Origin of the sequence: Herbaspirillum lusitanum P6-12 (genome assembly GCF_000256565.1) — a bacterium.
Taxonomy (GTDB): Bacteria; Pseudomonadota; Gammaproteobacteria; order Burkholderiales; family Burkholderiaceae_D; genus Herbaspirillum; species Herbaspirillum lusitanum.
This window is the reverse complement of sequence record NZ_AJHH01000711.1, coordinates 1-11,397: the sequence shown is the minus strand read 5'-3', so window position 1 is coordinate 11,397 and position 11,397 is coordinate 1. Positions and strand designations below refer to the sequence as shown.

Below are 11,397 nucleotides of genomic sequence, written 5' to 3'. Positions count from 1 at the left end.
CTGTGCCAGTTAGAAAATTTCACAATCTACGTCATGATTTTTTCACTAACTTGGCACAGTTTTCATGTTTCATGTCATCCGACAACATCAAACATCAATATTCCCAGCCTGCAGCGCATTCAACTCAATAAACGCCCTGCGCGGTTCCACGTCATCCCCCATCAGCGTCATGAAAATCTGATCCGCGGCGATCGCGTCTTCGATTTGCACTTTCAGCAAACGGCGGACGGTTGGGTCCATGGTGGTTTCCCACAGCTGGCCTGGATTCATTTCACCCAGACCTTTATAGCGCTGCTTGCTGACGCCGCGTTCGGCTTCTTCGCGTAGCCATGCCACGGCCTGGTGGAAGTCATTGATGGCGCTTTCCTTGATCTTCTCACCGCTGCCGCGACGGATCAGTGCGCCGCGTCCGATCAGGCCGCGGAAGGTTGCTGCGGCGTTCTCCAGCACCTGGTAGTCGGGGCCGTTGACGAAGTCGGCATCGATGGCGGTGGCCTTGATGTTGCCGTGGTACAGACGGTTGATGCGCAGGATGTGCTTGTCGGTGAGTTCGTCCGAACGCACGACCACGTCAACGCCGGGTTCGTTGATCGCGGCCTTGAGGGCGGCGGCCGATTGCTCGGCTTCTGCTGCGGTGTTCAGTTGCAGCGTGACGCCGGTCATGATCGCGGACAGGGCGCCGGCGTCGATCATACGCGTCAAGCGCATGATGATGGCGTTGGCGGTGTTGTATTGACGGACCAGTTCGGTCAGCGGTGCGCCGCTGATCGGTGCTGCGCCTTCGCTAGGGACGAGCTCTGCGTCGTTCAGGGCGATCTGCATCATGTACTGCGCTTCTTCGACGTCATCCTTGAGGTAGCGCTCGTCCTTGCCGGCCTTGACCTTGTAGAGCGGCGGCTGGGCGATGTAGATGTGGCCGCGTTCGACCAGTTGCGGCATCTGGCGATAGAACAGTGTGAGCAGCAGCGTGCGGATGTGGGCGCCGTCGACGTCGGCATCGGTCATGATGATGATGCGGTGGTAGCGCAGCTTGTCGGCGTTGAATTCGTCCGGGCCGATGCTGGTGCCGAGGGTGGCGATCAGCGTCGTGATCTGCTCGGAGGAAAGCATCTTTTCGAAGCGGGCTTTTTCGACGTTGAGGACCTTGCCGCGCAGCGGCAGGATGGCCTGGAATTTACGGTCGCGGCCTTGCTTGGCCGAGCCGCCCGCGGAGTCACCCTCGACGATGTAGAGTTCGCACAGCGCCGGATCCTTTTCCTGGCAGTCGGCCAGTTTGGCGGAGAGGCCGAGGCCGTCCATGACGCCTTTGCGGCGCGTCAGTTCGCGCGCCTTGCGGGCGGCTTCGCGCGCACGGGCGGCTTCGACGATCTTGCCGCAGATGATCTTGGCGTCGTTCGGACGTTCTTGCAGGAAGTCGGTGAGGGTCTTGGCGACGATTTCTTCGACCGGGCCGCGCACTTCGGAGGAGACCAGCTTGTCCTTGGTCTGCGAGCTGAACTTCGGCTCGGGGACTTTGACGGAGAGGACGCAGGTGAGGCCTTCGCGCATGTCGTCGCCGGAGACTTCGACCTTGGCCTTTTTGGCGAACTCGTGCTCTTCAATGTATTTGTTGATGACGCGGGTCATCGCGGCGCGCAGGCCGGTCAGGTGAGTGCCGCCGTCGCGTTGCGGAATGTTGTTAGTGAAGCAGAGCACCTGTTCGTTGTAGGCGTCGTTCCATTGCATGGAGACGTCGACGCTGATGTTGGTGTTCTGGTCCGACATGCGCTCGCCGGTGGCCTGGAAGATGGTCGGGTTGAGGATGCTCTTGTTCTTGTTGATGTATTCGACGAAGCCGCGGGTGCCGCCTTCGAAGGCGAAGTTTTCTTCCTTGCCGGTGCGCTGGTCGGTCAGCTTGATGTGCACGCCGTTGTTGAGGAAGGACAGTTCGCGGATGCGCTTGGCCAGGATTTCGTAGTGGAATTCGACGTGGGTGAAGATTTCTTCGTCAGCCCAGAAGTGGACTTCGGTGCCGCGCTTGTCGGTGTCGCCGGTGACGCGGATCGGCGAGACTTGCACGCCGTCGATGACTTCGATCAGGCGGTCTTGCGGGATGCCGCGCACGAATTCCATGGCGTAGGCCTTGCCGTCGCGGCGGATGGTCAGGCGCAGCAGTTTGGACAGGCCGTTGACGCAGGAGACGCCGACGCCGTGCAGGCCGCCGGAGACCTTGTAGGAGTTCTGGTCGAACTTGCCGCCGGCGTGGAGCTCGGTCATGACGATTTCGGCGGCGGAGCGCTTCGGCTCGTGCTTGTCGTCCATCTTGAGTCCGGTCGGGATGCCGCGACCGTTGTCGATGACGGAGATCGAGTTGTCGGAGTGGATGGTGACGTGGATTTCGGTGCAGTGGCCGGCGAGCGATTCGTCGATGGAGTTATCCAGGACTTCGAACACGAGGTGGTGCAGGCCGGTGCCGTCAGAGGTGTCGCCGATGTACATGCCGGGGCGCTTGCGGACGGCTTCCAAACCTTCCAGAATCTGGATGGAGGACGCTCCATATTGATTTTGTTGCGGTTGAACGGTGTTGTCTGCTGGCGCTTGGGACGATTGGGACATGGCTACCTTCTGAAAAAACTAACGGAACTGCCTGACTGACTGCTAAGGAAATACGCTGGTGTTGCGGTGAAAATCGCGGTGAAACTGGCGGAATCCGATGCTGAATCGATGCAAAGCCGAGGCGATATCGATGTGAAACCGAATTCCTGAAAGTGGCGAAGGGCCGTGTATGCACGGCCCCTCGTCTGCTTCCGGCTAACTGAAATCAAATGCGCATCGGCATGACGACGTATTTGAAATCGGCATTGTCGGGAATGGTGATCAATGCGGAGGAGTTGGCGTCGCCCAGGGCGATGTTGACGAAGTCGCCCTTGAGGTTGTTCAACACGTCGAGCAGGTAGGTGACGTTGAAACCGATGTCGACGCTGTCGCCGCCGTAGTCGATCTCGAGTTCTTCAACCGCTTCTTCCTGGTCGGCGTTGGTGGAGCTGATCTTCAGGCTGCCGGGAGCAATCACCCAGCGCACGCCCTTGAACTTGTCGCTGGTCATGATCGCGGCGCGTTGCAGCGAGCGCAGCAGCTGTTCGCGGCCGATGGTGAAGTTGTTCTTGTAACCCTTCGGCACCACGCGGGTGTAGTCGGGGAACTTGCCTTCGACCAGCTTGGAAATCAGCTCGATGTCGGCGAACGTCAGCTTGACCTGGTTGTTGGCGATCTCGAGCTGGACCGGGTCGTCGTTTTCTTCCAGCAGGCGCTGCAGTTCGATGATGGTCTTGCGCGGGATGATGACTTCCTGGCGCGGGAACTCTTGCTCAGTGGCGACCTGGCAGAACGCCAGACGGTGACCGTCGGTGGCGACCGCGATCACGTTCTTGCCTTCGACGACCAGCAGCAGGCCGTTGAGGTAGTAACGGATGTCTTGCTGCGCCATCGAGAAGTGGACCATGTTGAACAGGTGCTTCAGGGTCTTTTGCGGCAGCGTGACTTGCGCGTTGTAGTGCTCGGCCTGGGCGACGGTCGGGAATTCTTCCGCGGCCAGCGTCTGCAGCGCGAAGCGCGACTTGCCGGACTGCACCGTGAGGCGTTTGTTGGACAGGGTGACCGTCACTTCGCCCGAGTCGGGCAGCGCGCGCAGGATGTCGAGCAGTTTGCGCGCGGCGACGGTGGTGGCGGTGACTTCGCTGCCGGAGCCGACTTCGGCGTGCGTGGTGATCTGCACTTCAATGTCGGTGGACAGGAAAGACACCTTTTCGCCGTCCTTGCGAATGAGGATATTGGCCAGAATCGGCAATGTGTGCCGACGCTCGACAATACCGCTCACTATTTGCAGTGGCCGGAGAAGCGTATCTCGTTGGGTTTTGACCAATTGCATAGTCTTTTTATCCTTGTTGATAATGGTTTAAAGGATGCTGAAAGCCGCTTTCAAATTCTGTCTGCAATCCGGCATGGTCAACCGTTTGCGCCCAGTTTTGCCGGAGTTTCTGCAAATGCGCTGCAATTTGAAAAGGGCTTCGTTGCGTTTGCGCCGACGTAACCACTGACCGGTGCCTTCACTGCAGCGCGACGATGCCATCCTCGCTTACGGTTTGCCCCCAACTCCGGCAGTGTCGAATTGACAACAAAAACACTGCCCGGGCAAACCGGACCAACTCCTCCATTGTATCAAATCAACCCCTCTTCAAGCAGCAAATTGGGTCTTTCGGATCAACCTTTCAGGGTCTGCTCGAGCACGTGCAGCTCGTGGTTGCATTCCGGGTTTTTGGTGCGGTCGGCGGAGATCTTGCGGACTGCGTGCAGCACCGTGGTGTGGTCGCGGCCGCCGAACAGGTCGCCGATTTCCGGCAGGCTCTTTTGCGTCAGTTCCTTGGCCAGGTACATGGCGATCTGGCGCGGCCGGGCGATATTGGCCGGGCGCTTCTTGGAATACATGTCGGCGACTTTGATGTTGAAGAAGTCGGCGACGGTCTTCTGGATGTTTTCGACGGAGATCTGCCTGTTTTGGACGGACAAGAGGTCTTTTAACGCATCTTTGACGACATCGATGGTGATGTCCTTGCCGTGGAAGCGCGAGTAGGCCAGGATCTTGCGCAGCGCGCCTTCGAGCTCGCGCACGTTGGAGCGCAGGTGCTTGGCGACGAAGAAGGCGACGTCGTCGGACAGCACCACGCCTTCGAGGGTGGCCTTTTTCATCAGGATGGCGACGCGCATCTCGAGCTCGGGCGGCTCGATGGCGACCGTCAGGCCGGAATCGAAGCGCGAGATCAGGCGGTCGTCCATGCCGCTGATTTCCTTGGGATAGGTGTCGCTGGTGATGATGATCTGCTTTTTGGCGGCGATCAGGGCTTCAAAGGCGTAGAAGAACTCTTCCTGGGTACGGCTTTTGCCGCCGAAGAATTGAATATCGTCGATCAGCAGCAGGTCGAGCGAGTGGTAATAGCGCTTGAAGTCGTCGAAACCCTTGCGCTGATAGGCCGTGACCACGTCGCGCACGTATTGCTCGGCGTGGATGTAGCGGATCTTGGCATTGGGATTGTCGGCCAGCACCTGGTTGCCGATGGCGTGGATCACGTGGGTCTTGCCGAGGCCGACGCCGCCGTACAGGAACAGCGGGTTGTAGGACACGCCGGGATTGTTGGCGACCTGGGTGGCGGCGGCGCGCGCGAGCTGGTTGGCTTTGCCGGTGACGAGGTTGTCGAAGGTCAGCACCGAGTTGATGCGCGACAATTCCTGCCGCGGCGCCACGTGCGGCGGCGGCGCCGGTTGCACCAGGGATTCCTGGATGCCGGTCGGGTAGCCGTCGAGCATGCTGCCGACGCGGTTAGGTTGACCCGGACCGGCGCCTTGGCCCGCGCCCTGCGGCGCTGCGGCTGCGGCAGCACGGCGTGCTTCGCCGACGCGCGGGTCGAGCACGAACTGGACTTCGATCTGGGTTTCCCAATATTCCGAGGCAATCGTGGTGATGCGGCCGGCAAACTGGGTCTTGACCCAGTCAAGCTTGAAACGGTTGGGCGCGGCGATGCGCAGGCGGCCGTCTTCGTAATCAAGCGGGGCGAGGGGCTTGATCCATGCGCTGTATTGCTGCGGCGTCAACTCTTGCTCCAGCTTTGCGGAGCAAGCTTGCCAAAAATTTTCCATGAATCTTCTTATAAAAACAGGTGGGATGCGTGTTGATCAGCTTGGACTGAAGGAATCTGGAGCGCCCGATATCAACACCGTAAGGGCGCCATTCTACTCTGACCGGGAAAAGTTATCCACAGGCTGGGCGGTTTTTGACAGAGTAAAAATGTATATGGATAGCCAGCAAAAGCTTTGCCGGATATATCGAGGGTGTGCAACATAAAGAGGCAGGCCGGCAATCGAGACGAAACTTGCCGCCCGGATAACTTATTCGACCACGGCGCCGTCGACGAAGACTTTCAACTCGCCTTGGGCGAACTGGGTCCAGGTCTCGTTGGTGGTGAGCGGCTGGGTGACGATAACGGCGACGCGGTCGTTGGCGGTGGTGAGTTCGGAGAAATCCACCGAGACGTCTTGATCCGACAAGTGCGCCGACGCGAAGGGGTGCTGGCGAATGATGTAGTACAGATTGGTGGAGCAATGCGAAAACAGCGCCGAGCCGTCCGACAACAACATGTTGAACGGGCCATGTCCGGCGATATAGGTAGTAAGTTCGCGCAACACCGGTGTTAAGTCGGCCAACGACGGCAAGGTGTCGCCAAAGCGCTTGCGCAGCTCCTGCAGCAGGTAGCAGAACGCCATTTCGCTGTCGGTGGTGCCGACCGGGCGATAGGGGCCGTCGAGGGTGGGGGTGAAATTCTTCAGGTCGCCGTTGTGGGCGAATACCCAGTAACGCCCCCACAGTTCGCGCACGAAGGGATGGCAGTTGGCCAGCGAGACGCGGCCTTGGGTGGCTTTGCGGATGTGGGCGATGACGTGCTGCGACTTGATCGGGCAACTTTTGATCAGCTCGGCCACGGGCGAACTGACCGCCGACTGGTAGTCGACGAAGTGACGCACGCCGGAGCCTTCAAAAAACGCGATGCCCCAGCCGTCGCTGTGGTGATCCGTCAAACCGCCGCGGGTTGCAAAACCGGTGAAGCTGAAAACGATGTCGGTGGGCGTGTTGCAATTCATCCCGAGTAACTGGCACATGATGTCGGCGAAGCGGTGAGGCTGGAGTAATGGATAGGAGGGGGAAACCAGACCCCTACGTTATCACGCGGACATGGTGCGAGAAAGCCGTTGTCGGGTGAAATCGCGCAAAACCCGGTGGATTTCCGTAAATGATAGGCAAATAAGCGAACGTACATAAAAAAAGCCCCACGAATTGGGGCTCGTGGGGCTAATCCTTCCTGAAGAGGGAGGAGGAGACGCGGTACGTACTACGTGTTCGTTACTTGTTGCCAATAAGCTTTGCTGCTGGCGGCGATCAGTTGTCGCGCGCGGCCAGGTTGCGCAGCTCGGCTGCAAAATTCGGTTGGCTGCCGCTGTAGTCGTTGGCCATGCGGTTGAGCATGCGCACGCCGCTGAAACGATGGGCGGCGACACGTTGCTCGAAAGACTTGCGCGGCACGAAGAAGGCGACGACGGCGCGCATGATGCCGGCCAGCAGCGGCTTGAATACCATGAGCAGGGTCACCAGCGCGCCCAGGCCCAGCAACGGACGCGTCAGCGCGAGGCTGGCTCCGATCAGCGATTGCGCGACCGGTACGGCGGCTTCAACTGGAAAGGCGATGGCGAGGATGGACATGATATTGATTTCCCTGATATGAAACTGCTTTTGAGCGCGATTGCTCTGTTGTTGCGATGCAGTATAGGTTTTTCAGCACGGGAGTGCCAATTTAGACTGGGGATATCAGATATAGATATTGTGAATAAAGCGCGAGATGCAGTATGCTCAAGGCTTGTGGAGGGGATCCTCGAAGAATCACCGGACTTCGCGGACAAAAAAATCCCCGCAAAGCCGAAGCTTGCGGGGAAATCCTTCCTAAAGAGGGAGGAGGAGACGCCGGACAGATTCCCTTGTCGCGCGATCGCTGCGGGCTGCTTGGCCTGCATACGCGCCAGGACGCGGGCCTGAGAAACTCAGGACTGAAACGGTTGTTGCCCTACAGAAGCGCTGAAATGCGTCGTTACCGGGTGGTTCCGCGCACTACATCGCCGTACTGTAGTGTTGCTGCAAATGCTTGATGCGGGTTGTGGCTGCTTGTTGCTGCTGTGGCTGCCCGATGTTGCCGGGCCGCTGAAACTGATTAGCCGCGCGATGCGATGAAGCGCAGTTCAGCTGCCAGGTTAGGCTGGCTGGATTCGAACTTGTTGGCCAGGCGATTCAGTTGCGAAGCGCCTTCGACCTTGCTGTTGTAGTCAGCGGTCATCAGGGCGGCTTGCGATTCATGAGCCTGGACAAAGCGAACGAAGATGTTGCGCAGCGCGGCGCCGAGCTTGCTGGAACCGGTGGCAGTGGTCTTCGACGAGTAATTTGCGGTCAATGTGGTCATGATGGACTCCTTGCGAAATGTGTTATGTTGCATTGCAGTGTAATGACGCCGAAGCACCTTTACCAATTTCGTTTTCAGATATCAGTTATACCGTTTGTGAATACTAATTTTTTGACCTTGGCGAATTTCTTTTCCTCCTCTCTGCCTTATGGGGCGCGGCTGACATGAGCTTCCTTACTCTCGACCTGAACCTGTTGCGCGTCTTTGACGCGGTGATGACGGAGCAAAACCTGACGCGCGCAGCCAATCTGCTGGCGATGACCCAGCCGGCCGTGTCCAACGCGCTGCGCCGGCTGCGCGACACACTCAACGATGAACTGGTGATCCGCACCGCCCACGGCGTCAAGCCGACGCCGCGCGCCGAAGAACTGTGGCCGACCGTACGTCGCGCACTGTCGGAACTGGAAGCGGTGATCACGCCCGAAACCTTCGACGTCACGCGCGCGCAGAACACCTTCCGCATGGCGATGGTCGATGCGACTGCGGCGCTGTGGCTGCCGTCGCTGGTGCGCACCATCATGCGCGACGCACCGCGCCTGAAAATCCGCATGATGCCGCTGACCACACGCGACCCGCGCGCCATGCTGCTGCGCGGCGACGTCGATCTGGCGGTGGGATTTTTCCCGGGCGTGACGGCGCAGCTGGCCGACGGCCAGGGCATGGTCAAAACCCAGATCAGTCACGAACGTCTGTACACCGGCCAATACGTGTGCGTGATGCACAAGAACCATCCGCTGGCCGACAAGGAATTGACGCTCGACGCATATTGCTCCGCCGACCACTTGTTGGTCAGCCTGTCAGGCAAACCCCATGCGGTGATCGACGATGTGCTCTCGGGCATGGGACGCGAACGCAAGATTTTGCTGACGGTGAACCAATTCTTTACGGCCGGTCGCATCGTCGCCAGTTCGGAGTTGATCACGGTCTTGCCGCGCCATCTGATCGCCGCCACCGGCATGACCGAAGTCCTTGTGGTGAAAGAACTTCCATTCAAAACGCCGGAAGAGCATGTGGACATGTTGTGGCATGAACGGGACGCGCGCAATCCGGCCCATAAATGGCTGCGCGCGCATTTAGTTGCAACAACTCATGATGAATTCGGTCGTATCAACATGAAGCGCTGACGATGCCTGGAATATTCTTGATGCCGTTGGCGTAGATCACTCACTTTAGGATGATTTATGTCACGGACATCAAAAATAATCGGGTTCAGCCTGGCCGGCGTGCTCGCGCTAATCGTGTTGCTGGTCATTCTGATCATCACCTTCGACTGGAACCGCGCGCGGCCCTGGATCAACCAGCGCGTCAGCGACGCCACCGGGCGCCACTTCGCGATCCAGGGCGACCTCATCGTCAAATGGCGCAAGCCCGATGCTCCGCAGACCAGCTGGGCCCGATGGATACCGTGGCCGCAAGTGAGCGCCAACGACATCGTGCTTGGCAATCCGGAGTGGGCGCCCGCCAACTCGAACATGGCGACCGTCAAGCAGCTCAACGTCACGCTCAATCCCTGGCCACTGCTGCAGCACAAGATCGTGCTGCCCGATCTGGAAGCACAGGATCCCTACCTGCAGTTGCTGCGCAAGAAGGACGCCGTCAACAACTGGACCTTCAAGTCCGACGACGGTCCGTCGACCTGGCAATTCCGTCCTGAAAAAATCGTGATCCGCAAAGGCGTGGTCGAGCTCGACGACGCCATCCAGAAAGCCAAGGCCCGCGCTGAAATCGACACGCTGGATCCCGACAAGGACAAAATCTACGGCATCGGCTGGAACGTGAAGGGCTCGTTCAACAAGGCCGACATCAACGGCGAAGGCAAGGCCGGCGGCGTGCTGTCGCTGCAGGATGAGAGCAAGCCGTATCCGCTTGAAGCCGACGTGCGCGTCGGCAAGACGCGCATCGCCGTCAAGGGCACGCTGACCAAACCGCAGGAACTGGCCGCGCTCGATCTGCAACTGAACCTGTCCGGCGACAGCATGGCGCATCTGTTTCCATTGACCGGCGTGCTGTTGCCGGAAACCCCGCCGTTCTCCACCTCGGGCCATTTGATCGGCAAACTCAATCCGGTGGGCAAGAAGAACGGCAGTACCTGGACCTATGAAAAATTCAAGGGCCAGGTCGGTTCCAGCGACATCGGCGGCACGCTCGAATATCAGTCGAAGGAACCGCGTCCGCTGCTCACTGGCGAAGTGGTGTCGAACCTGTTGCGCTTTGAAGACCTGGGCCCGCTGATCGGCGCCGACTCCAACGCCAGCAAGGAAAAACGCGGTGCGGAAGAGCGCCAGCCGTCCGACAAGGTGTTGCCGGTCAAGGAGTTCCAGACCGAGGCGTGGGGCGCGATCGATGCCGACGTCAAGCTGACCGCACACCGCGTGGTCAAGGAAAAGGATCTGCCGGTCAACAACATCCAGGCCGACCTGCACCTGAAGGACAAGGTCTTGTCGCTGACGCCGCTGAACTTTGGCATCGCCGGCGGCAACCTGGCTTCCACCATGCACCTGGATGGCCGCAATCCGAAGATGAAGTCGGACGTCAAGCTGTCGGCGCGCCGCATCAAGATCCAGCAATTGTTCCCGAATCTCGATGCAGCCCAGACCAGCTTCGGTGAAATCAACGGCGACGCGGCATTGACGGCCACCGGCAATTCGGTGGCGGCGATGCTGGGGTCCTCCAACGGCGAGCTGAAGATGCTGATCAACCACGGCGCCATCAGCAAGCTATTGCTGGAAGAAATGGGCCTGAACATCGGCAACGTGGTGGTCTCCAAGCTGTTCGGCGACAAGCAGGTCAAGCTCAATTGCATGGCCGGTGATTTCACCGTCAGCAACGGCTTGGCGCAGGCGCGCACCTTCACACTGGATACCGAAGACGCCATCATCAACATCAGTGGCAACCTCAATCTTGCGCAAGAACAACTGGACCTGGTCATCAATCCGCGAAGCAAAGGCTTGCGCATCATTTCGCTGCGCTCGCCGCTGTATGTGACCGGCCCGTTCAAGGATCCGAAGGTCGGCGTCGACAAGGGCGTACTGGCGCTCAAGGCCGGCGGCGCGGTGGTATTGGGTGTGCTGGCGCCGGTGGCGGCGATCCTGCCTTTGATCAATATCAGCGGTGAACAACAAACCGATTGCGCCAATCTCTTGCAGGAAGTGCAAAAGCAACCGGTCGCGCCTCCCCCCGGCAAAACCAGGCCACAGGCGGCCAGGCGCTAGATTGCTTTTCGCAATGCCGGTTCTTGTCAGAACGGCATCCTGTGGATAACTTTGTGAATAAGTTTTGCGCGGATTGGGGATAGATGGAGAGTTTTGCACAGGCCCGATTTCTATCCCCGAACTGTTCTTTTGCCATACAAGACTTGCCAAGC

Annotated in this window: 9 protein-coding genes; 3 read left to right on the top strand and 6 right to left on the bottom strand. The window is 59.1% G+C overall.

Features of this window, described 5'->3' with window-relative positions; genetic code table 11:
* Positions 1-87: 87 nt before the first annotated feature.
* Positions 88-2,595 (bottom strand): DNA topoisomerase (ATP-hydrolyzing) subunit B, encoded by a 2,508-nt coding sequence (gene gyrB, locus HLUSI_RS0123070; RefSeq protein ID WP_029363923.1) that lies wholly within the window; start codon positions 2,593-2,595, stop codon positions 88-90.
* Between the two features lie 205 nt (positions 2,596-2,800).
* Positions 2,801-3,907 (bottom strand): DNA polymerase III subunit beta, encoded by a 1,107-nt coding sequence (gene dnaN, locus HLUSI_RS0123065; protein ID WP_029363922.1) that lies wholly within the window; start codon positions 3,905-3,907, stop codon positions 2,801-2,803.
* Between dnaN and HLUSI_RS33350 the strand changes: the two genes are divergently transcribed.
* Positions 3,830-4,069 (top strand): hypothetical protein, encoded by a 240-nt coding sequence (locus HLUSI_RS33350; RefSeq protein WP_162098092.1) that lies wholly within the window; start codon positions 3,830-3,832, stop codon positions 4,067-4,069. The genes dnaN and HLUSI_RS33350 overlap by 78 nt on opposite strands.
* 170 nt (positions 4,070-4,239) lie before the next feature.
* Here HLUSI_RS33350 and dnaA read toward each other — a convergent pair whose 3' ends face one another.
* From dnaA to HLUSI_RS0123035, 4 genes are all read right to left on the bottom strand, one after another.
* The gene (gene dnaA / locus HLUSI_RS30290; RefSeq protein ID WP_016836188.1) at positions 4,240-5,670 is read right to left on the bottom strand and encodes a chromosomal replication initiator protein DnaA; all 1,431 of its coding nucleotides are present in this window, start codon (positions 5,668-5,670) and stop codon (positions 4,240-4,242) included.
* 249 nt (positions 5,671-5,919) lie between these two features.
* Positions 5,920-6,687: a class II glutamine amidotransferase gene (locus HLUSI_RS0123050; RefSeq protein WP_029363921.1), complete on the bottom strand. Its 768-nt coding sequence runs from the start codon at positions 6,685-6,687 to the stop codon at positions 5,920-5,922.
* A 277-nt stretch (positions 6,688-6,964) separates the two neighbouring features.
* Positions 6,965-7,285: a hypothetical protein gene (locus HLUSI_RS0123045; RefSeq protein ID WP_016836186.1), complete on the bottom strand. Its 321-nt coding sequence runs from the start codon at positions 7,283-7,285 to the stop codon at positions 6,965-6,967.
* Positions 7,286-7,787: 502 nt separating this feature from the next.
* On the bottom strand, positions 7,788-8,033 hold the full coding sequence (locus HLUSI_RS0123035; protein ID WP_016836184.1) for a hypothetical protein: 246 nt from the start codon (positions 8,031-8,033) through the stop codon (positions 7,788-7,790).
* Between the two features lie 164 nt (positions 8,034-8,197).
* On the opposite strand from HLUSI_RS0123035, the gene HLUSI_RS0123030 reads away from it, so the two are divergent.
* Both HLUSI_RS0123030 and HLUSI_RS0123025 read left to right on the top strand, forming a co-directional pair.
* Positions 8,198-9,157 (top strand): LysR family transcriptional regulator, encoded by a 960-nt coding sequence (locus tag HLUSI_RS0123030; RefSeq protein ID WP_016836183.1) that lies wholly within the window; start codon positions 8,198-8,200, stop codon positions 9,155-9,157.
* Between the two features lie 57 nt (positions 9,158-9,214).
* A complete protein-coding gene (locus tag HLUSI_RS0123025) occupies positions 9,215-11,245 on the top strand; it encodes an AsmA family protein (RefSeq protein WP_029363920.1) in 2,031 nt (676 codons plus the stop codon).
* Positions 11,246-11,397: the final 152 nt, after the last annotated feature.

Excerpts from the sequence above, each read along its gene's own strand:
- HLUSI_RS0123050 (WP_029363921.1), bottom strand. The coding sequence starts at position 6,687 with ATGTGCCAGTTACTCGGGATGAATTGCAACACGCCCACCGACATCGTT.
- HLUSI_RS0123035 (WP_016836184.1), bottom strand. The coding sequence starts at position 8,033 with ATGACCACATTGACCGCAAATTACTCGTCGAAGACCACTGCCACCGGT.
- HLUSI_RS0123030 (WP_016836183.1), top strand. The coding sequence starts at position 8,198 with ATGAGCTTCCTTACTCTCGACCTGAACCTGTTGCGCGTCTTTGACGCG.
- dnaN (WP_029363922.1), bottom strand. The coding sequence starts at position 3,907 with ATGCAATTGGTCAAAACCCAACGAGATACGCTTCTCCGGCCACTGCAA.
- gyrB (WP_029363923.1), bottom strand. The coding sequence starts at position 2,595 with ATGTCCCAATCGTCCCAAGCGCCAGCAGACAACACCGTTCAACCGCAA.
- HLUSI_RS0123045 (WP_016836186.1), bottom strand. The coding sequence starts at position 7,285 with ATGTCCATCCTCGCCATCGCCTTTCCAGTTGAAGCCGCCGTACCGGTC.
- dnaA (WP_016836188.1), bottom strand. The coding sequence starts at position 5,670 with ATGGAAAATTTTTGGCAAGCTTGCTCCGCAAAGCTGGAGCAAGAGTTG.
- HLUSI_RS0123025 (WP_029363920.1), top strand. The coding sequence starts at position 9,215 with ATGTCACGGACATCAAAAATAATCGGGTTCAGCCTGGCCGGCGTGCTC.